The following is a 20,090-nucleotide window of genomic DNA, read 5'->3' as shown; positions in this document are numbered from 1 at the left end:
AGAGAATTGCCATGCGTCGTCTTTTCGTATTACCCACCTCACGCGCGGGGTGGGGCCTTCTTGCTGCATTTATCGTGCTGGTGCTGGCCGGCACCTGGCCGGTCATCGGCTTTATCAACCAGGCAGCACTGGTGTTCGGTCTGCCGCTGATGATCGTCTGGAGCTATGTGGTCATCTTTTCCTGCGTGGGCGTAATGCTCGTCGGCAACCGACTCGTCGAGAGGGATGGGCATGAATAGTTCCTGGCCGCTCATCATAACGTTAGGGTACGTGGCCATTGCCATGATCATTGGGCTCAAGGCTCGTGCCGGGCACCGTATGGATACACTGGAGCAGTGGGGCGTGGCCGGGCGAAGCATGGGGCCGGTCACGCTGTATCTGCTGATCGCGGCAGGCAGTGTGAGTGCTTACACCTTCATGGGCGCGCCGGGCTGGGCCTACTCAAAGGGCGTGGCGGTGTTCTACGTGGCGGTGTATCTGGCTTATCTGGCGCTAGTGGCCTGGTATTTCGGGCCCAAGGTGTGGCAGTTCGGCGCGCAGTTTGGCCACGTCACTCAGGCAAGCGCGATTGCGGATCGCTACCAGAGCCCGGCACTCGGCGCGCTGGCATCGCTGGTGATGGCGGTGGGGTCGATCGCCGTCGCGGTGCTCCAGACCGTGGGGTCGGCCTATATTCTGTTCGTGATGAGCGGTGGCGCCATCCCCGTATGGCTTGGGGTAATCATCGTGCTTTCCTGTATCGCGGTGTATCTCTATATCAGCGGCCAGCGGGCGATCGGGCGCACCAACGCCTTTCAGGGCGCGTTGATGCTGGTGGTCGCCTGGGCGGTGGGGCTCTGGGCGGTGCACAGCGCCACCGGCGGGTTCGACATGTCCGCGGTGTTCACGCGCATCCAGCAAGACCACGCCGAGTTTCTGACGCTGCCCGGCGCCAAGGGTGACATGAGCTTCAGCTTCTGGACCACCTCGATCATCGTGTCGATGTTTTCGTTCATGCCGCCGGTGTGGACGCAGTGGATGTGTGCCTCCTCGGCGCGCACCATTCGCCGTAGCGCGACCTGGCTTCCGACCTACTACGTGGTGATCCTGCCTGTGGTGGTGGTCGGGTTCATCGGTATCTACTCGCTGCCGGAGCTCGAGCGCGCCGATACCGTGGTGCTGGAGTACGCCATGGCGAACCTGCCGGTGCTGCTGGTGGGCCTTTTAGGCGCCGGTACGCTGGCGGCTTCGATGTCCTCGAGCGAGCCGTTCATTCACTCGGTGGCGCTCTCCGCGACCAAGGACGTGCTGCAGCCGTTGTTCAAGCTCTCGGATGCGTTCACGGCCAAACTCGCGCGTTGGCTGCTGCTGCCGGTGATGGCGCTGATCATCGCGCCGCTGGCGATCGCCGAGCCGGGGAGTCTGGTGATGATCCTGCTGGTGGGGCTGGGGTTTGCCTCTCAGGTATTGCCGGCGTTCATCGGCATGTTCTTCTGGCCGCGCGCCTCGAAGCTCGGCGTCATGGCGGGGATTCTTTCGGGGTTCGCGGTGACCGTGGCGTTCACCACGGTGTGGTCGCATCCGCTCGGCATTCACGCCGGCTTCTGGGGGCTTTTGATCAACCTGCCGATGTTCGTCGCCGTGTCGCTTGCCACGCCCGCCGTCGAGGCCAGCGTGGTCGAGCGATTTTTCCGTATTTCGGCGCCGCGTGGGTTTGCCCGACGCCAAAACGCTGGGCAGGTGCTGCGTTAGCCTTCGCGGCTTTTCAGTCGGCGGCGCTCGGCCTGCCAGGCGCGGCCGGTGCCCGCCTCGCCTGCCGCCCAGACCTCGTACTGCTGGGCGACGTACTCGCCCATCTCCCGGGAGGCCGTGATCAAGGCCTGGCCGGTGCCCTGGGCGGCCAGCTGCGCACGGCAGCTGCGCTCCAGGTCGCGCATGCGCAAAAAGGCCTCGCCAACGCTTTGCCCACAGGTCAGCAGACCGTGTTGGCGCAGGATCATCGCCGAGTTCTGGCCCAGATCGCGGGCCAGCCGCTCGCGCTCTTCGAGATCCAGGGCGATACCTTCGAAATCGTGGTAGCTCAGCCGATCGAAGAACTGTAGCGCCCACTGGTTGAGCGGTAAAAGACCCTCCTCGAGACACGATAGCGCTACGCCGGCCACCGTATGGGTATGCAGCACGCAGTGTACCTCCGGGCGAGCCTCGTGCAGGGCGCTGTGGATCGTGAAGCCCGCTGGATTGATGCCCAGGCCGGTCGGGTCGTCCAGCACTTCACCGCCGGCGTCGACGATCACCAGGTTGTCGGCGCGTATTTCGTCGAAGCGCAGCCCGTAGGCGTTGAGAAGAAAGCGATCGTTTGGCAGGCGCGCCGAGATATGTGTCTCAATACCGTCGTCCATGCCCTCCAGCGCAACGAGCTGGTACGCCGCGGCGAGATCTTCGCGAATGGCCTGTTCGTTCATGGTGTTCGCGCTCATTGGCTGCTCTCCAGGATGGTTTGGGCGTCTTCTCCATCGAACGTCGTGACGCCTTCGAGGAAGGTGGCCACCCGCTCCGGGTGATCCGCCAGCCACTGGCGAGCGACATCCTCCAGCTCGCGCTCTTGTTGGCTGTAGGCGCTAATGAAGGCGCTCTGCTCCTCGGCGGTGAAGGCGAACTGATCGAGCAGGCGCGTCATGTTGGGGTTGGCATCGACATAGTCCTTGGCGACGATGGTTTTGACGTCGTTGTCGCCGTTGCGATCGCCGAAGACGCCGTTGGGGTCGTCGAGAATGCGAACGTCGTACGCCGGCACCATCCAGTGGGGCGTCCAGCCGTAAAACAGAATCCAACGGCCATCGCTGTTGGCCGAGGCGACTTCGCTGAGCATGCCTGGCGTGGAGGAGGAGAGGATCGACCAGCCGGCTAGCCCGTAGGTATCGTGATCGATGGCGCTCTCCATCATCTCGGTGACCGTCGAGCCGCTTTCGATGCTGTAGATCCGCTGCTCGAAGCGCGCCGCGACCTCCGGGTCGGCCAGCTGCTCGGCGCTGGTGATGCCTTCATCGGCGACGTAGCCGGGCACTGCAAAGCCCATACGCGCGCCTTCGACGTTGTTGCCCAGATCCACGATCGTGCCGGAGGCCATCGCGGCGTCGTAGCTCTCCTGTTGAGCAGGGAGCCAGCCGGCCAGGAAGGCATCGCTGTCGCCTTGCTGGAGCGTGCTGTACCCCACCGTCGAGCTCAGTTCTTGAGTCGTGGCGCGGTAGCCCAGCGGTTCGATCAGTTGAGAAAGGATTTCACTTTTGACCGTCACGCCGGGCCAGGGCGGAGTGATCAGGCGAAGTTCACGACTCTCGTCCTGAGCCGCCTGTACGGCGAGTGGCAGCGTGGTGATAAGGGCAAACGTGGTCAGTAGAACTCTTTGCATATCAGCATCCTTTAAAAGCAGTGAATCCGCGAAAGCACGACCTTCGGCGTGGGCGGCGGCGTGGGTGCGTAGCCGGTCGCGGCCTCATCGCTGACGGATATTTTCATTATCCGCAGGGGCGGCCATTACGTTCGATATCACCGCCACGAGGCACGAATAGGGGCTTGCGAACCGGAAGGGGCGTCCAAACGCCAATAGTGAAAATCGTTGAAAAGACTCCTCGATAATGTTGACTTTCTTTATAACTGTAGCCTATTTAGCTGATTAATCTGGTTTTAATGGATTTTTTCAGATCATGAGCCAAGGGGGCTGGGCCTCCAGCTCGTGTCATTGCCAGGCTTGCACTGTCTTAAACCCTTAACGAAGCGCGGCCAGACTGAGGGGCTTGCATCCCTTCAGGAGAGCCGCGCAATGAGCCATCGGCTGGTCGGGCGTAACCGCCCTCAACAGGTTATCGAAGCACTTCACGTAGCCAGCGAGTCGCTACCCGCGGCGCAGCGCCAGGCGAGATTTGCGCGCATGGCGGCGTCGTCGCGGCGCTTTTTCGACGCCACGAATCATCTTTACTGGCAGGATGTATGGCCCGAGTGGCGCCTCGCGCTGTTTGGCGGCTGGCCAGAGACGCAGACCTGGCTGCACGGCGACGCCAGACTTCACTCCTTTGCAGCAGTGGGGCATGCGGGCCAGCCAATTCGCTATGGTTTGACCGGCGTGGATCGCGCGCTGATCGGCGACTATCAGCTCGATCTGTGGCGCCTGGCCGCAAGCCTTGTGCTGAACATCCGCGAGCACGGCGAGCTTTCGTCAAAAGCGCTCGACCGCGCGCTGTGGGCGCTGGCTCAGGGCTATCGAGAGCGGCTTGACGCGCTTCGAGAAGGCCAGTCGGCAAAAGGCAGCGAGCTCCAAAACACCAAGGGCCCGCTCAAGGCGTTTTTGGGCAAGGTGGCGGACAAGCAGCACCCCGGCCGCGCGCTGGACAAGTGGACCGAACTCACCGAGCAGCAGGGGCGACGGTTCGTCCCGCAGCCGAACAAGCTCGCCAACCTGCCGGTGGATGTGGCAAGCCGGCTCAAACGGCTGATCGAAAACGACTACCCGCAAACCCTGCCCAAACCGGTCAAGGAGGGCGACGAGGGCCACTTTCGCGTCAAGGACACGGCGCGCCGGCTCAACACGCTGGGAGTGGAGCACTACTACGCGCTGTTGGAAGGCGGCGCCCGGGGTGAGCACGATGACGTGATCATCGAGGTCGTCGAGCAGACGCCGCCGCCGGCATTTCATCTGTTGAGCCGCGCTGACCAGCAGGGCTGGCGCAAGCTCTTTCCCAACGAAGCACTTCGTCACGCCGCGGCGTTTCACGCGTTGGCGCCTCACGCCGACCCTTATCTTGGCTGGTTGACGCTCAACGACCGGGTCTTCGCGGTGCGCCGGGTGGCGGGGTTCGAGAAGCGCCTGCCTACCCACAAGCTCAAAAGCGCCAAGACGTACCGGCGGCTGGCACATCAGTGGGGCGGGCTGCTTGCCGAGCACCACGTGCAGGCAGCGGCGGCGCTCCACCGGGAGCCCGCGCGCTTTGTCGAGGCGGTGTGTCGGCGCATCGACGGCCGTGAAGAGGCGTTTTGCGAAAGCGTGGCTACGTTTGCAACGCGCTACGCCGACTGCGTCGAACAGGACTACCGCCTGTTCACCGAGCACTTCATGGGCGGCGCAAGCTAGGGCCGGCCAGGGCACTACCCTGGCCGGCCGGAATGAGGCTGGGCCGAGACGTCAACGTTGTGATAAGCGCCCGCGCGCATGAAGCGGTTGCGCCCGCGGTGCTTGGCGTCGTAAAGCGCCTGGTCGGCGAGCTGGAGCAGCGCCGAGGGGGCCACCGCATCTTCCGGGTAGTTGGCCACACCGCAGGAAAGCGTGACCCGAATCGGTGGCTGTCCGTGGCGATTGATCGTGCGCGCCGCCATGGACGTCACCAGCGCCTGAGCGTAGCTTTGGCCTTCGCGCGCGGGCAGATCGGTCATCACCGCGACGAACTCTTCACCGCCGAAGCGACAAACGGTGGCGATACCGGACAGCTGCGCCTCGAGGTGGCGGGCGATCTCGGTGAGCACCATGTCGCCGATGGCGTGGCCAAAACGATCGTTGATCGACTTGAAGTGATCGACGTCGATCATCAATAGCGTCAGTGGCCGGTCCAGCGCTTTTGCGTGCTGGCACTCACGTTCGAACAGCGAATCGAAATGGCGGCGGTTGTAGAGCGTGGTGAGCGGGTCCTGGTAGGAGAGCCCGCGAAATCGTGACACGAGCCGGTCGAGCTCTTCGGTGCGCCGGGTCACCTCTTGTTCCAGGGTTTCGTTGGCGCGGGCGAGCTGACGCTGGGTGCGCCGGTAGTGCCACAGAAAGATCGCCGCGTTAGCGAGCGTAAACGCGAGCAGGCCACTGCTTAGCGGCACGAGGCGCCAGCCGATAAAGCCGTGAGCGACCAGCATGTCGAGCACCAACAAGAACGCAAACAGCGTAATGCTCACGATCAACAGGCGCTGCTCGAGAGCGAGCGTCGAAAAGCGCCAGTACGCAAGCGCCAGCATCAGGGGCAGTGTCACGAGCAAAAGCGCGTCGAACAGCGGAAACGTCAGCGGTAGCGCTACCAGCCCAAGCGCCACCGCGGCCATGGAGATGGCCAAGTAGAGCAGATGCAGCTGCCAGACCCACGCCATGAGATGCCGCGTGCGGCCTTCGAGCCAGTGGCCGAGCAAAAGGCCCAGCGCAATCGGCAGGGTGAAATAGCTGGCGGCGCGCAGCGTATCCCAGACCAGGGCGTTGGTGAAAAAGAGCTGGCGCGCCGGCGCCTCGGCGACGAGCATGAGCCCGGCGGCGTAGGCGAACAGCGCAAGGGCACCAAAGCCGCGGCGCTGCGGTCCGACCAACATGAAAAGGGTGGACAGAATCGCCAGTACGAGCAGCAGCGCGCTGACCGCGAGCGCCTGGGCGGAGCCCTGAAGCACCTGCTGGAAAACGTCGAAGCGCTCCATCACCTGTACCTGCCCCCAAAGGCCGATGCTGGTGTAATCGGAGTAGAGCGCGAAGACGAGCGTGGTGCCAGCGCTTTCAGTAGGCAGCGTGATCACGTGCCAGGGCCAGCCGGCAAAGCGGCCGCGCCCTTCGGCGTCGAGCGCGCCGTGCTGGTAGATCAATTCGCCATCGAGATAGACCCGCCCGACCAGATTGATGCTGGTGATATAGAGCACCGGGTCGTGCCACTCGCCCTGAGGCAGCGTCGCGCGAAGCCAGAGATAGCGCTGGCCACCTCGCCCCGGCGGGTTGGAGGGAGAGGCGACCGGCTGCCAAACCGCAGGATCGTTCTCTGTACCGGTGACGCCGTTTTGCGCAATGGGCGCCTCGCCATAACGGTACTCCCACTGGGTGAGTGGAGCAGGCGGGCTGGCCGCCTGGGCCACTTGTGGCAGGGCAAGCAGTAAGAGCACAAGCCAGCCGCAGCGTGCAAAAAAAGCAAACGAACGCATCTGAGTCTCTTGACCGATACGCAGCACGCCGGCGTTTGGCCGGCTCGCCATCCTTGAGCGCCACGTCAGGAGTTCATGAAGACGTACATGAAAATGTACATAAAAAAAGTAAATGAAACGGTGAGGCCAATATACCCCACTTGACGCTACAAAAGCGTTAAATCGGGCTTGGGGAGGCGTTCAACGTCAAACGCCGAGCACGGCGGCTCGGCGTTTGAAAAATGAGGCGAGTGAAAGGCGCTTACTGGCCTGCGGCACCGCCTACCACGCCGCTTTGAAAGGCGTTGTGGCGCGTGCCGCGACCGGCATCGCTTTGGCGCAGATGACTTGCCACGGTGTCTTCCGGGGAGCCCGCCATTTCACGGAACATGCCCATCGAGCCCAGAAGCGCTGAGGACTCATAAGGCACGAACACCCGCTCACCGTCCTTGGCCATGTTGGGCAGCACCTTGATGTAGCTCTGGCCCAGCAGATAGCCAACCACGGTGCGCTTATCATCTTCGCTTTCACCGAGGGCGTTGAGCACCAGCTTGATCGATTCCTGCTCGCCCTGGGCGCGCAGAATCGCCGACTCCTTGTCGCCCTGAGCGTTGAGAATCGCGGACTCGCGCTGGCCCTGGGCCATGGCGATCGCCGCGGACTTCTCGCCCTCGGCCTCGGTCACCGTGGCGCGGCGCTTACGCTCGGCGGCCATCTGCAATCGCATGGCGGACTCCACCTCTTCGGGCATGGCGATGTCCTGCACCTCGACCCTGGAGATCTTCACGCCCCACTTGGAGGCGGGCTCCTCCATCGCCGCCTGGATTTCGTTGTTCACCTCGGCACGAGACTCGAACAGCTTGTCGAGCTCCATCTTGCCCACCACCGAGCGCAGCGTGGTCTTGGCCAGTACCTCGACGGCCTGGCTCATGTTCTCCACTTCGTACACCGCGCGTTTGGGGTCGATGATCTGGAAGTAGAGCGCGCCGTTGATGCGCACCGTGACGTTGTCGGTGGTGACCACTGGCTGTCCGGGGAAGTCCATGACCGTTTCGCGGCGGTCGATGCGGATCTCGTCGGTGGTGATCGCCTGGTACTCGTCGCCGAGCTTACGATAGCGCAGCATGGTGATAGCGCGGGGCTGCTCGATGAAGGGGATGATCACGTTGATGCCGCTTTCCAGCACCCGGTGGAACGAGCCGAGGCGCTCGACCACCATGACCTCGGACTGGCGCACGATCACCAGCCCCTTGGCGATGATCGTGATACCGATGACGACGACGATCAGGCTAATGATCAGACCGGGGCTAATGGGTAGATCCATGTTCAGGGTTCCTTGTACTCGGTGGGTTCTACGGGAGCAGGGGGCGCATCGATATCGCGCGTGACCAGGGCGGTCGTTCCTTCGAAGCGTTCGAACAGCACGACGCTGCCTTCGGGAAGCTCGGTGTCGTTGCTTTCGAGCACGCGCAGGCGGTAAAAGTCGCCATTGACCTTGATACCGGTGGCGCCGTCGAAATCGCGCGTGATGGTGGTGTAACGGTTGCCTTTCTCCACGCCGGTGCCGGTGGTGCCATAGGCCACCCCGCGGGGTGAAAAGCGCGGGCGAATGTACCCAATGCCGACCGGCACCAACACGCCGGAGAAAACGCCCATGCACACCAGCTGCCACGTAAGATCAAGCCCCAGCGCGGTGACCAGCGCCGTGAGCGCGGCGGCTACGCCCAGCGCCAGCAGCAGCATGGCGCCGGAGGTCAGCTCGGCCAGGCTCAAAAGCAGCGCCAGCACGAGCCAGGTGTAGGCAGGGTTCCATTCCATGGGGCGTTCCTCCTGAAGACGCCGCAGCATGACGCAAGCGTCGACGGCAGCCATCCATATGTAATCACGCGAATTGATGCTAGCTTACCGCAATAAGGGGCGCGCGCGCCGTTCGAATGCATCGAATGAAAGGGGAGTCGTGTGTCGGGAGTGGTGTACTGGCTGGATATGACCGGGGTGATCGTCTTTGCGCTGTCCGGCGTGGTGCTGGCGTGTCGCTCGCGGATGGACCCATTCGGCATGCTGGTACTCGCTGCGGTTACCGGCATCGGTGGCGGCACGCTGCGCGATCTGGTGCTCGGCATTCGCCCGGTGTTTTGGGTCAGCGACCCCACCTATCTGTGGGTGATTCTGGCCACGGTGGGCGTGGCACTTTTAGGGTTTCACTACATTCACCGGCTGTCGCGCCGGTTTTTGCCCGTGGCCGATGCCTTCGGGCTTGCGCTATTCGTGGTGATCGGCACGCACAAGGCGCTGCTGCTGGGCACCTCCGCCGTGGTGGCGGTGGTAATGGGGATCATGACCGGCGTGGCCGGCGGCATGCTGCGCGACGTGCTCGCAAGGCGCGTACCGATGGTGCTGCGCGAGGAGATCTACGCCACCGCGGCAATGGCCGGCGGCATCGTCTACGCCGGACTCTACACTCTGGGCGCGCCGCTCTACGCGACCATCGCCATCTCGCTGGGCGCAACGCTCGGGCTGCGTTTGGCCGCAATTCGCTGGCGCCTGGCGCTGCCGCAGTTCGCCTGGGTGAAGGTGGCGCCCAAAGTCGAGCAAGGCGACAGCGCGCTCTCTACGCCAAAAAAGGCGAAAGAGCGGGTGCGTATGATTCGCCGTCAGCGCCGGCGCTAGCGCCGCTTACGGGCGCGGGTAGCGCTGTGCCTGGCGCCAGCGGTCGAACCAGCGTTTGGGCTGCAAAAGGCGCAGGCTCGGCTCACCGTCGACGAGCTCGACCCCGAGCCCCAGCACCCCCAGGCGTGCGTAGAGCGCGCCGTTGACGCGTTGCTTTTCGAGCGTGACATCCGACAACAGCCAAAGTGGCCCGCCAGAAAGCGTCAGGTCACTGAGCGCGAGGCGCTCGCCGCTCATGGAGAGCTCGGCGCTGCCTTCGATGCCGTGCACGTTCAAAAGCCGCCCCAGCCAGTCGCTCTCCCGGGCGCGGGCCAAAAACAGCCGCGCCAGCAGGCCAGTGTCGCGCATCCCAAGGCGCAGCGTGCTGGTAAGCTCGATGGGCTCGCCCAGGGTCAGCGCGGCGTCGGTCAGCTCGAGACGCACCCACCAGCCGGCGTCCTGCCGGCCCTCGTCGCTCAGGCGAAACACGTTTTCCAGCCGAATCCAGGAGTCGTCGGCGCGAAAGCGCCGGGTCTGCCAGTCGCCTTCGGCCAGCGCCAGATGCAGCTCGATATCGCCGCGCAGGCGCTGCTCCAAAAGCGAAAGCTCCGTTTGAAAGGCGCGCAGCGTGGTTTCGCCTTCCACCTGGTAGCCTTCCAGACGCCACTCGCTTTCAAGGCTTGCCTGGCCGCCCAACAGCGTGACGCCGTCGGTATTCGGCAGGTAGTCGTTGTAGCGGGTGATGTCCGCCACCTCGATTACCGGAAGCTCGACGCGGGTGGTGAAGTACTCGGGCAAGGGCGCCTCGCGCGCCTGGCGAAAGCGCGCTGTCTGCGTGGTCAGCGCCAAATGACGCCCGGCGAGCGCCGGGCGGTCGTCGCCTGCGCGGGTCAGCGCAAAACGCGGGATCGAGAGCGTCAGCGAGGCTTCGTCGCGGCTTGAAAGCTCGCCGTGAAGCTCCCCCCGGCCGCTCGCGGCGAAATCCAGAAAGCGGGCCTCCAGGTCGTTGGCGTTCACCCGCAGCCGGGTCGGCGGTAAAAGCTCGCTCCCGGTAAAAACGGCGTCCAGGAACAGCTCGCCGCTTCCTGCCACGGAAAGCCCCGGGCCCTCGGGCAAAAAGGTGTTCAAAAAGCCGAGCCGCTGGACCTCGCCTTCCAGCGACAGCTCGCCGCCGAGCACGCCGTTCTGGCGGCGAAAGCGCCCCTGTCTGAGCACCAGTACGCTTTCCAGGCGCTCGGCCCGAGCCTCACGACTGGCGACCTGCCAGCGAAGCGATGAGCCGCCGAGATCAAACGCCGAGCCGTCGAGCGTGGCATGCCGAACGTTGAGCGTAAGCCGGGCGTCGCTTTCAAGCGTTTGGGGTTGGCGCTCGCTTTGCAAGCGGGTGACCCAGCGCTCGCCGGAAAGCGTCACTTCGCCGTCCAGTTGGCCCGCGTCCAGCGAAAGCTGCCCCTGGCTTCTGGCCCGACCGCTGACGAGCTCAAGCGCACCGGGGGTGGGAAGCGCCGCGTTCAGGTAGGGCGTGAGGGCGACGATGCTGGGAAGCGTTGCGTTTTGCCAGCCAAGCCGAGCGGTGACGTTCTCGATGCTCGGTTGCTCGATCGGGCTTTCCAGGTCCAGAGTGATGTCGCCATCGGCCAGCAGCGTGCGATTTTGGTGGGTCAGCGAGGCGTCCTTCAACACGAGATGGGCGTCGAGCGGCGCGCCGGGTTCGCGCTCGGCGCTTAGCGTACCGTCGCCCTGGGCGGTGAAATCGTCGTAGGCCGCGCCGAGATTCTGGGCCTGGATATCGAGCCGGCCTCTATAGAGCTCGCTTTGGCGAACGCTTACGCGCAGGCCCAGCCTCCCCTGGCCACTCAGCGCAAGGGCCCCCGGCGTCGAGGGGCGAAGGTAGCGGTCGAGCATGTCCAGGCGCGTGACGCGGCCGTCAAGCTCGAGCTCGGCGCCGCTGGGGGGCGCTAACCGATCCAGGCGCTGGTTGGGAACCGCGGCGGACATCGAAAGCGCGGCCTGTTCGGCGTAGGGGGTGGCGTCGGCCAGCACGACGTCCTCGAGCGCAGCGGCGAAGTGCAGCGCGTTGTCACTGACGTGCAGGCGCACCTGCCCACTACCCGTCGCGGTGTGCCGCGAAAGCCCAACAGGCTGCGGTGCGCTCGAAAGCGCTGCCGTATCCACCCCCAGTTCGAGCTGTGGGGCGCGCAGCGTCACCTCGCTTGCCTCCGACAGCGTACCTTTCTCCATGGCCAAAGCCACCTCCAACGCGCCGCGACCGGCAAGGCTCAGCCAGGGAAGGGCGTCGAGGTAGGGCATGAAAACGTCCCAGGCATCCGCCCGGGCCGAGGCGTCGACTCTCGCGCTGAGCGCCTCTAAAAGCGCAGGTGTGAGCGAGACGTCGCTCGGCTGACGGGTGAGCAGCGGCGCGAGCGTGCCCTGGGCGTCGAGGGCGATGTCGCGGGCGAGTATCGCGCCATCGCTTGCGCGCACCAGTCGGCCCTGCTCGACTGCTAGCATGAGACGGGCGGCGCTGAGCGTATCGCCGCTGAACGTGGCGTCTTCGAGGCGAAGATTGCCCTCGGCGTTCAGGGCGATATCGCCCACGCGAAAGCGGCGGATGCCGTCGGCCTCCAGCGCCTGGATATGCAGCGTTCCGCGTAGCAGCGCGGGAAGTGACAACGAGAGCGTGGCGCGTTCGACGCTGATACTGACCGGGAGCGCCGTGTCCTGACGGGTCAGGGTCAGTTGGTCCACTTCCCAACGGCCGGGGTGCTGGCTGTGAGCGCGCTCCCAGCGCACCTCGACGCCGTCGATTTTCGATAGCCGATTGGCCATCCACTGGCTGTTGAGAAGCAGGGAATTGACCAGCCACCACGCCATCGAAAGTATGATGGCCAGGATCAGGACTATACTCAGTGCCAGCAGTAGCCATCTGGGTAACAGGGTGGTTTTGGGCAACATACGGCTTTTGATAATGGCTCCTTTTGGCGCATGTTTTATGGCATTATGCGCGACAAGGGACTGATATGGGTTTTCGACTTCAACGCTAGGCAGGCAGCAAAGCCATGTTCAAGGATTTTTACACGCAGCGCGGAGATCTCGTGGTGATCTCCGCGGAGCAGGCAAGCCGTTTCGCCAAGGGCGTCGCCGGTGACTACAACCCCATCCATAATCCGGACGCGAGGCGTTTTTGCGTGCCAGGGGATCTTTTGTTCACCCTGGTGCTGGCCAAATTCGGGCTTTCGCGCCACATGGAATTTCGCTTTACCAATATGGTCGCGGCGGACACGCCGCTCAAGTTCAGCGAAGGAGACGACGGCAAGCTCCACGTGTGCGATGAAAGCGGCAAGTGCTACCTGCACGTGACGCGCTCGGGCGAAACGACATTCGAGCCGGACGTGATCGAGAACTTCGCGCGCTGCTATGTGGCCTTTTCGGGCAAGAACTTCCCGCACTACCTGAAACCGCTCATGGAAGAGCACGGGGTGATGTTCAACCCCAAGCGTCCGCTGGTCATCTACGACAGTATGGGCTTTTCGCTGACGCGCCTGGATGGCTTCACGCCGAATCTGGCGCTGACCGACTCTTCCTTGAGCGTTCAGGGCAAACGTGCCGAGGCGCTTTTGGAGTTCGCTATCGAATCCGCCGGCGAATCGGTGGGCGTCGGGTCCAAAAAGCTCGTGGTCAGTGGGCTTTGTGACTACGATGACCATCAGATGTCCGCGATCGTCGACGAGTTTTACCGGCTGAAAGCCGCCTACGAAGCCGCCTGAAATATCGCCAGGCGGCGCTGGCCGCCCGGCGATAGAATCCTCGCCGCGACCGCTCTAGCCGGCGCTGCGCTTGAACGGGATCACGTCGACCTCGACCTCCAGGTGGTGCCCTCCACCGCCGTTCATGACCCCCTTGAGCGGCGCTACATCGAAATAGTCGCGCCCCCAGGCGAGCACCGGGTGGCGCTCGCCGGCCAGCGTTCCGTTGGTCGGGTCCAACGACAGCCACCCCCACTCCGGGACCCACAGCGCAAGCCAGGCATGCGAGGCGTCGGCGCCCACCAGTCGCGGCTTGCCCGGCGGCGGCTCGGTTTCCAGATAGCCGCTGACGTAGCGTGCCGAAAGGCCGATCGAGCGCAGCGCGCCGATCATCAGATGGGCGAAATCCTGACAAACCCCGCGCCGGCTGGCCAACACTTCGGAAAGCGGCGTGGCGAGCGTGGTGAAGCTCGGGTCGTACTCGAAATGGGCGTGCACGTGGGCGGTCAGCGCTTGGGCCGCCTCGATGATCGGCCGATTAGGCGTGAAGCACTGTTTGGCGAAGGCGGCGAGTGCATCGCTTTTGCGCACGAAGGGCGAGTCCATGCGGTAGAGCTGGGTCTCGAAGCGCGGGTCGGCGTCCAGCAGCGTCGCGACCTGCTCCCAGCCGCTCGATGAGGCCGGCAGCGGGCTCATCCCCCAGGTGTTGATCGGTGTGGTGACGGTCACGTCGAGCGTGCGGTGCGGCTCTTCCAGCGCAAAATAGAGTACCCGGTTGCCGAACACGTCGCGCCGCTCGGCCTGATAGTGCGGCGTTGGCGTAATGGTGAGCGTCGAGGCGCCGCACTGCTGATACTGCGCCTTGCGCGGCAGCACCCGCGCCTCGCTATGGCAAAGCGTGACCGGCGCGCCGTAGTGGTAGCGCGTGGTGTGGCGAAGGGTGTATTTCACGGTGCGACCTCTACGCTGACCAGCAGCCGCGCGCGCTCGACGTGACTGAAGTGGCTGTGGCTGATCGCATCGGACAGCGCGTTGAGCGGTGCGAGCAGCTCATCGAGCAGCTGGACGAGCGCCTGCTGAGCTTCCGGGGTGTCGTTGACGTGGCTGAGCCGGTCGATATCCGCCAGGTGCAGCGCGGCGTTGGCCTGAATCAAGAGCCTACGCTCGGCGTTGCGGTAAGGCGTAGCGCTGCCGGGCAACCGCTCGACCTGCTTGTGCAGGCGCTTGAGCATGTAGCCCACCGAGCGCGGGTTGGTTTCGTCGAACAGTAGCAGGTCGATGATCGCCGCCGGGTGAAGCTCGCTTCGGTAGCGCCGTCGGTAGGCGGTGAAGTTGTCGGTGGTGGCCAGCACGACCTCCCATAGCGCCGAACGCCGCTCCGGGCGGGCATTGAGGGTCAGCTTCAACAGCGTCAAAAGCCCCAGCGCCCGATCCAGAAAGCGGCCGATATCCATGAACCGCCAGCCAAAATGGTGCGGCATGGTCTCGTTGCACAGCCCGAAAAAGCCGGCGAGTTGGGCGAATACCCCTTCACAGGCGCGCCGCGCGGCGCTGGTATCGATGTTTGGATCGAAGGCGTCGAACTGCTGACGAAGCTGGTGAACGACCCGCCAGGAGTCGTCGCCCAGGTGGTCACGCACGCTGCGCGCGTTGTGTAAAAGCTGCGAAAAAAGCGGCTGCAGCGCGCGCGGGTCGCGCCCGTCGAACTGGGTCAGAAGCGCCGCCCGCTTCGGCCCAAAGCCTTGAGGCGGTGCGGCGTCGGCGCGTTTGGGATCACACAGATCGAGCGCCAGCAAAAGCTCGTCCAGCACCTGGTCGGCGATATCGTCCTGGTCGTACTCCATGAGCCGCATCAGCGCCTCGCGCAAGAGCCGGGCGCGGCTATCGAGGCGCTCGCCGTAGCGCCCCAGCCAGTAGAGGCACTCCGCTACGCGGCTGGGCAAATCTTCGCTGTCGCGAGTGACCACGACCGGGCCGCGCGCCTGCTTGAGCTGACTGACGTGGGGCTGGGCGCTGTCGGCGGTGACCCATACATCCTTGACCACCGGGCTTTGAAGCGACGGCGAGCCCGGCTCGCCGAGCCAGCCAAGCCCGCCGGGCAGTACCTGGTAATCCTCGTCGGTGGCCTTTGGCGCCGTCACGCTTTTGGGCGTGCGCGCCACGAAGCAGCGCAGGTTGAAAGTGGCCGGGCTCAGCGTGGAGAGGGTTTCATCGAACACCGGCATGGTGGCAGAGGCGGTGTCGGCGGTCGCGGCGGTGAGCTTGAGCGGCTCACCCAGCAGGTGCTCGCAAAGCGCGGGCAGATAGCTCGTCAGCGCCTCGCTTTCCAGCACCCCGACGCCCAAAGCGTTGGAGAGCGCTACCCCTTGGGTGCGCGCGGCCTGCAAAAGCCCGGGCACACCGATCGCCGAGTCGCCTTTGAGCTCCAGCGGGTCGCACTCGGCATCCCGGCAGTGGCGCAGCACCACGTCGACAGGCTTGAGCCCGCCAAGGGTTCGAAGCCAGAGCTGGCTTTCTCGCACCACCAGATCCTGCCCCTGGACCAGCGCGATGTTGAGATAGTTGGCAAGATAAGCGTGTTCGAAGTAGCGCGGGCTTTGTGGCCCCGGGCTTAAAAGCACCACGGTCGGGTTGTCGCGATGCTGGTAGGCCAGCACGGTGAGGGTACGGTGATGGGCGTCGAGAAAGCTCGCCAGGCGCTTGAGCGGCGCGTTGCGGTACATCTGCGGCAGAGCGCGGGCCATCAGGATGCGGTTTTCGAGCGCGAATCCGGTGCCCGACGGCGCCTGGAGCCGGTCGCCTACCACTCGCCAGCGGCCGTCACGGTCAAGAATGACGTCGACCCCGTGATAGTTGATCGGCGCGCGATCGGCCGGGTGGGCGCCGTGGGCCGGCAGCAGAAAATCCGTCGAGGCGAGCAGCGCCTGAGTGGGCAAAAGCCCCGCATCGAACAGCGTACGCGGGCCGTAAAGGTCGTGATAGATGGCGTTGAACAGCCGGCTTCGCTGCACAAGCCCCGCTTCCAGGGTCTGCCACTGGCCGGGCTGGATCACCCAGGGCAGCGGGTCGAGCCGCCAGGAGCGACCCTGGTGCTCGTCGTGCATGTTGAAAATCACGCCGTTTTCAGCCAGTAGACCCTTCAAATCCTCCTGCTGGCGAAAGCGGCCGGGCGCGCCCAGTGCGTCCAGGCACGAAAGCAGTGCCGGCCAGCCCGGGCGTAGCTGGCCGTGGCGGTCGACCATGGCGTCGAACGGTACGGGCATTCCCTTGCCTAGCTGTTCAATATATCCCTCGACCAGCCCGATAGCGGTGGGCAAGGGCGTCACAGAGGCGGTCATACAGTGTTCCAAAACGGCGAGTGAGGGTGGATGATAACCCGTTAGCTGGGCCGGCGGCGTAAATCCAGCGTTAGCGGCAGTTCGTGGCTTGGCAACTCCGCGTCGGGCATCTGGAAGCCGTGGGTATGGCCGCCAGGAATGAAGCGCCCCAACCGGCGCGCCTCGGCCTCGAAGGCGTTGACCGGAAAGTGTTCGAAGTTGCGCCCGGTAGGGTGAACCACATGATAGGTGCAGCCTGCCACGCTGCGCTCGTTCCAGGTGTCGATCACATCGAACACCAGCGGCGCGTGAATCGGAATGTGCGGGTGCAGCGCCGACGGTGGCTGCCAGGCACGGTAGCGCACTCCGGCCACCGCTTCACCACTGCGCCCGGTGGCCTTGAGCGGCACGCGACGCCCGTTGCAGGTGACGATATAGCGCTCATCGCTCATGCCGCTGACCTTGACCTCCAGACGCTCGACGGAGGAGTCGACGTAGCGCGCAGTGCCGCCGGCGGTGGCCTCTTCGCCGAGCACGTGCCAGGGCTCGATCGCCTGACGTAGCTCGATGTCGAGCGTCGACGTCGTGAGCCGGCCGTGGACGGGAAAGCGAAACGCCCGAAACGGCTCGAACCAGTCGAGTTCGAAGTGGAAGCCGTGATGGCGCAGATCGCCCAGCACGTCGCTCAAGTCTTCCCACAGGTAGTGAGGTAGCATCCAGCGGTCTTGAAGCGCGCTGCCCCAGCGCACCGGCCGGGCGCGGTAGGGCGCCTTCCAGTGACGAGCGACCAGCGCGCGGATCAGAAGCATCTGCATTAATCCCATGCGCGCATGGGGCGGCATCTCGAAGCCTCGAAGCTCCAAAAGCCCCAGCCGCCCGCTGTCGCTGTCTGGCGAGTAGAGCTTGTCGATGCAGAATTCGGCGCGGTGAGTGTTGCCGGTCAAGTCGGTCAGCAGGTGGCGCAGCAGTCGGTCGACCAGCCAGGGCTGGACCACTTCGCCGACCGGCATTTGAGAAAGGGCGATCTCGAGCTCGTAAAGCGCCTCGTGACGCGCCTCGTCCACCCGCGGGGCCTGGCTGGTGGGGCCGATGAAGAGCCCGGAGAACAGGTACGAAAGACTCGGGTGGTGCTGCCAGTAGGTGACGAGACTCGCCAGCAGGTCCGGGCGGCGAAGAAACGGCGAGTCGTCCGGGGTAATGCCGCCGAGGGTGACGTGGTTGCCGCCGCCGGTGCCAGTATGGCGGCCGTCGAGCATGAATTTTTCGGTGCCGAGCCGCGACAGGCGCGCCTCTTCATAAAGCCGCTCGGTTTGCGCCACCAGGGTTTGCCAGCTGGCGGCGGGCATGATGTTGACCTCGATCACACCCGGGTCCGGGGTGATCATGAAACTCTCCAGCCGCGGGTCGCGGGGCGGGGCGTAGCCTTCGATCATCACCGGGCAGCCAAGCTCTTTGGCGCACTCCTCGATACTGCCAAGCAGATCCAGGTAGTGCTCCAAGTGCGTCAGCGGCGGCAAAAAGATATGAAGGCGCCCGTCGCGGGGCTCGACACAGAGGCTTGTGTGCACCACGCCCTTGCCGCGGTCCTCCTCGGCGTTGGGCTGCTGCTGCACCGACTCGCCTTCCGGGTGGCTCGAGCTCGTGTGGGTGCTCTGGCCGAAACGCTCGGCGCTGCTAAAGCGGTGTTGCTCGGCGTGACGCCGCGCCACTTCGCCGTGAATGTCGCCGATCTCGGCGCGCGGGGCGAACACCGACTGGGCCTTGGGTTGGTCGTCCGGGTCCGCCCAGGGCAGCGCCGACAGCGGCAGGCGCAGGCCCATGGGCGAATCACCTGGAGTGAGATAAAGGTGATCGCGCTTGATCGGCCAGCGCCCGGTTTCCCAGCGGTGGCTTTGGCTCACCGAATGGCGAAGGGGCAGGGCGTAGCCCACCACCGCGCCCAAGCCTCGCTCCAGAAGCCGGGCCAGCCGACGCCGCTCGGCGTCGTCTTTCAGGTTCGCCTCGCGCGGGTCGATGTTGACCGGCAACGTCTGCTCTTTCCACAGGTAGTAGTAGGCGTCTTCAAAGGCCGGAATCCAGAAGCGTGGCTCGAGGCCCAGCCGTTCGGCCAGCGCGTGGGTGAAGCTTTTTGCCAGCATCTCGTTGGCGTGAACGCTTGGGGCATCCGCCATGCAGGCGAGCCATTTCGGGTCGCGCCACAGGGGCTTGCCGTCCTTGCGCCAGTAGCAGGCCAGCGCCCAGCGCGGCAGTGGCTCGCCCGGGTACCATTTGCCCTGCTGCTGCTGAACCACACCGCCATCGCTGTAGGCGGCCTGCAGCCGGGTCAAAAGCGCCTCGGCGCGCTCGCGCTTGTGAGCGCCCAGCGCATCAATATTCCACTGCGGACTCTCCATGTCGTCGATCGAGACGAAGGTGGGCTCGCCGCCCATGGTCAGGCGAACGTCCTGTTTTTGCAGCTCGGCGTCTACCTGGTCGCCGAGGGCGACGATGTTCGCCCACTGGGCATCGCTGTAGGGCTTGGTGACCCGGGCGTCTTCGTGAATGCGTTCGACGCGCATCTCGACGTCGAAGCTGACCTCGCACTTCTCCGAGAACCCGGTGATCGCCGCTGCGCTTCCGGTGGTGGGCGTGGCCGCCAGCGGTATGTGACCTTCGCCGGCGAACAGGCCCGAGGTCGGGTCGAGTCCGACCCAGCCCGCACCGGGCAGAAAGACCTCGGTCCAGGCGTGCAGGTCGGTAAAATCCACCTCGGTGCCGCTGGGCCCGTCATCCAGCGCCTTGACGTCCGGCACCAGCTGGATCAAGTAGCCCGAAACGAAACGCGCCGCCAGACCCAGATGGCGAAAGATCTGCACCAGAAGCCAGGCACTGTCGCGACACGAACCGCTGCCCAGCGTCAGCGTCTCTTCACAGCTTTGCACCCCAGGCTCCATACGCACCAGGTAGCTGATGTCGCGCTGCAAGCGCTGGTTGATCGCGACCAGAAAATCCACCGTGGTGATCGGCGTTTTATCCACCTCGCTCAGCCATTGGGCAAGCTTTGGCCCCGGCGCTTCTGCCTCGAGGTAGGGGCCAAGCTCGCCCTTGAGCCCATCCGGGTAGACGAAAGGCGCGGTTTGCGCGATGTCGTCCAAAAAGAAGTCGAAGGGGTTGATCACCGTCATGGGGGCGATGAGTTCGACGGCGATGGTGAGTTCGCGCCGTGGCGTGGGAAACACGACCCGCGCGTTGAAGTTGCCGAAGGGGTCCTGCTGCCAGTTGACGAAGTGATCGTCGCCGGAGATGTCCAGCGAATACGCCTCGATGTGGGTACGACAGTGCGGTGCCGGACGCAGGCGAATCACGTGGGGTGAAAGCGCCACCGCGCGATCGAAGCGGTAGGTGGTACGGTGGTGCAAGGCAACGCGAATGGTCATGGGCCACCCTTGGTTGAAGCGAAGTTCGATGGAGTCGCCCAGGCCCTGACACCGGCACCGCGGCGGATCATCGCTGA

General features: G+C 64.5%; 14 protein-coding genes. 5 read left to right on the top strand and 9 right to left on the bottom strand.

Annotation, left to right across the window (positions count from 1 at the left end; all coding sequences use genetic code 11):
* The first annotated feature begins 11 nt into the window (after window positions 1-11).
* Together OCT39_RS11925 and OCT39_RS11920 are read left to right on the top strand one after the other, a co-directional pair.
* Window positions 12-239, top strand: coding sequence for a hypothetical protein (locus OCT39_RS11925; protein ID WP_263584684.1), 228 nt, complete (start codon window positions 12-14; stop codon window positions 237-239).
* The gene (locus OCT39_RS11920; protein WP_263584683.1) at window positions 232-1,731 is read left to right on the top strand and encodes a sodium:solute symporter family protein; all 1,500 of its coding nucleotides are present in this window, start codon (window positions 232-234) and stop codon (window positions 1,729-1,731) included. Before OCT39_RS11925 ends, OCT39_RS11920 begins: the two co-directional genes overlap by 8 nt.
* Here OCT39_RS11920 and OCT39_RS11915 read toward each other — a convergent pair.
* Window positions 1,728-2,456: a class II aldolase/adducin family protein gene (locus tag OCT39_RS11915; protein ID WP_263584682.1), complete on the bottom strand. Its 729-nt coding sequence runs from the start codon at window positions 2,454-2,456 to the stop codon at window positions 1,728-1,730. The genes OCT39_RS11920 and OCT39_RS11915 overlap by 4 nt on opposite strands.
* Window positions 2,453-3,388 carry a glycine betaine ABC transporter substrate-binding protein gene (locus OCT39_RS11910; RefSeq protein ID WP_263584681.1) on the bottom strand — a complete coding sequence of 312 codons (936 nt, stop codon included), beginning with the start codon at window positions 3,386-3,388 and terminating at the stop codon, window positions 2,453-2,455. Before OCT39_RS11910 ends, OCT39_RS11915 begins: the two co-directional genes overlap by 4 nt.
* Before the next feature lie 411 nt (window positions 3,389-3,799).
* Between OCT39_RS11910 and OCT39_RS11905 the strand changes: the two genes are divergently transcribed.
* Entirely contained in the window at window positions 3,800-5,104 is a 1,305-nt protein-coding gene (locus OCT39_RS11905; protein ID WP_263584680.1) for a DUF2252 domain-containing protein, read from the top strand.
* 14 nt (window positions 5,105-5,118) lie between these two features.
* Here OCT39_RS11905 and OCT39_RS11900 read toward each other — a convergent pair whose 3' ends face one another.
* The 3 genes from OCT39_RS11900 to OCT39_RS11890 all read right to left on the bottom strand — a co-directional run bounded on the left by OCT39_RS11900 (window position 5,119) and on the right by OCT39_RS11890 (window position 8,703).
* A complete protein-coding gene (locus OCT39_RS11900; protein ID WP_263584679.1) occupies window positions 5,119-6,906 on the bottom strand; it encodes a GGDEF domain-containing protein in 1,788 nt (595 codons plus the stop codon).
* Between the two features lie 241 nt (window positions 6,907-7,147).
* Window positions 7,148-8,209, bottom strand: a complete 1,062-nt coding sequence (locus OCT39_RS11895; RefSeq protein WP_263584678.1) for an SPFH domain-containing protein — start codon at window positions 8,207-8,209, stop codon at window positions 7,148-7,150.
* Window positions 8,210-8,211: 2 nt separating this feature from the next.
* Window positions 8,212-8,703 carry an NfeD family protein gene (locus OCT39_RS11890; RefSeq protein WP_263584677.1) on the bottom strand — a complete coding sequence of 164 codons (492 nt, stop codon included), beginning with the start codon at window positions 8,701-8,703 and terminating at the stop codon, window positions 8,212-8,214.
* Between the two features lie 141 nt (window positions 8,704-8,844).
* On the opposite strand from OCT39_RS11890, the gene OCT39_RS11885 reads away from it, so the two are divergent.
* Complete coding sequence (locus OCT39_RS11885; protein ID WP_263584676.1) at window positions 8,845-9,555, top strand: trimeric intracellular cation channel family protein; 711 nt, start codon at window positions 8,845-8,847, stop codon at window positions 9,553-9,555.
* Window positions 9,556-9,561: 6 nt separating this feature from the next.
* On the opposite strand, the gene OCT39_RS11880 is transcribed toward OCT39_RS11885, so the two are convergent.
* On the bottom strand, window positions 9,562-12,489 hold the full coding sequence (locus OCT39_RS11880) for a hypothetical protein (protein WP_263584675.1): 2,928 nt from the start codon (window positions 12,487-12,489) through the stop codon (window positions 9,562-9,564).
* A 104-nt stretch (window positions 12,490-12,593) separates the two neighbouring features.
* Between OCT39_RS11880 and OCT39_RS11875 the strand changes: the two genes are divergently transcribed.
* Window positions 12,594-13,301 carry a DUF3581 domain-containing protein gene (locus OCT39_RS11875; protein WP_263584674.1) on the top strand — a complete coding sequence of 236 codons (708 nt, stop codon included), beginning with the start codon at window positions 12,594-12,596 and terminating at the stop codon, window positions 13,299-13,301.
* A 54-nt stretch (window positions 13,302-13,355) separates the two neighbouring features.
* Here the strand turns inward: OCT39_RS11875 and OCT39_RS11870 are convergent, their stop codons facing one another.
* The 3 genes from OCT39_RS11870 to OCT39_RS11860 are packed head-to-tail and all read right to left on the bottom strand — an operon-like array spanning window position 13,356 to window position 20,013.
* On the bottom strand, window positions 13,356-14,231 hold the full coding sequence (locus OCT39_RS11870) for a transglutaminase family protein (protein WP_263584673.1): 876 nt from the start codon (window positions 14,229-14,231) through the stop codon (window positions 13,356-13,358).
* Complete coding sequence (locus OCT39_RS11865; RefSeq protein WP_263584672.1) at window positions 14,228-16,618, bottom strand: circularly permuted type 2 ATP-grasp protein; 2,391 nt, start codon at window positions 16,616-16,618, stop codon at window positions 14,228-14,230. The genes OCT39_RS11870 and OCT39_RS11865 overlap by 4 nt, the downstream gene beginning before the upstream one ends.
* A 41-nt stretch (window positions 16,619-16,659) precedes the next feature.
* On the bottom strand, window positions 16,660-20,013 hold the full coding sequence (locus OCT39_RS11860; RefSeq protein WP_263584671.1) for a DUF2126 domain-containing protein: 3,354 nt from the start codon (window positions 20,011-20,013) through the stop codon (window positions 16,660-16,662).
* Window positions 20,014-20,090 lie beyond the last annotated feature (77 nt).

Origin of the sequence: Halomonas sp. GD1P12, from assembly GCF_025725645.1 — a bacterium.
Classification (GTDB): domain Bacteria; phylum Pseudomonadota; class Gammaproteobacteria; order Pseudomonadales; family Halomonadaceae; genus Vreelandella.
The sequence above is the reverse complement of the archived record's forward strand: the minus strand, read 5'-3'. Positions and strand labels throughout refer to the sequence as shown.

Excerpts from the sequence above, each read along its gene's own strand:
- OCT39_RS11895 (WP_263584678.1), bottom strand. The coding sequence starts at position 8,209 with ATGGATCTACCCATTAGCCCCGGTCTGATCATTAGCCTGATCGTCGTC.
- OCT39_RS11915 (WP_263584682.1), bottom strand. The coding sequence starts at position 2,456 with ATGAGCGCGAACACCATGAACGAACAGGCCATTCGCGAAGATCTCGCC.
- OCT39_RS11920 (WP_263584683.1), top strand. The coding sequence starts at position 232 with ATGAATAGTTCCTGGCCGCTCATCATAACGTTAGGGTACGTGGCCATT.
- OCT39_RS11925 (WP_263584684.1), top strand. The coding sequence starts at position 12 with ATGCGTCGTCTTTTCGTATTACCCACCTCACGCGCGGGGTGGGGCCTT.
- OCT39_RS11865 (WP_263584672.1), bottom strand. The coding sequence starts at position 16,618 with ATGACCGCCTCTGTGACGCCCTTGCCCACCGCTATCGGGCTGGTCGAG.
- OCT39_RS11880 (WP_263584675.1), bottom strand. The coding sequence starts at position 12,489 with ATGTTGCCCAAAACCACCCTGTTACCCAGATGGCTACTGCTGGCACTG.
- OCT39_RS11860 (WP_263584671.1), bottom strand. The coding sequence starts at position 20,013 with ATGACCATTCGCGTTGCCTTGCACCACCGTACCACCTACCGCTTCGAT.
- OCT39_RS11900 (WP_263584679.1), bottom strand. The coding sequence starts at position 6,906 with ATGCGTTCGTTTGCTTTTTTTGCACGCTGCGGCTGGCTTGTGCTCTTA.
- OCT39_RS11905 (WP_263584680.1), top strand. The coding sequence starts at position 3,800 with ATGAGCCATCGGCTGGTCGGGCGTAACCGCCCTCAACAGGTTATCGAA.
- OCT39_RS11910 (WP_263584681.1), bottom strand. The coding sequence starts at position 3,388 with ATGCAAAGAGTTCTACTGACCACGTTTGCCCTTATCACCACGCTGCCA.
- OCT39_RS11875 (WP_263584674.1), top strand. The coding sequence starts at position 12,594 with ATGTTCAAGGATTTTTACACGCAGCGCGGAGATCTCGTGGTGATCTCC.
- OCT39_RS11890 (WP_263584677.1), bottom strand. The coding sequence starts at position 8,703 with ATGGAATGGAACCCTGCCTACACCTGGCTCGTGCTGGCGCTGCTTTTG.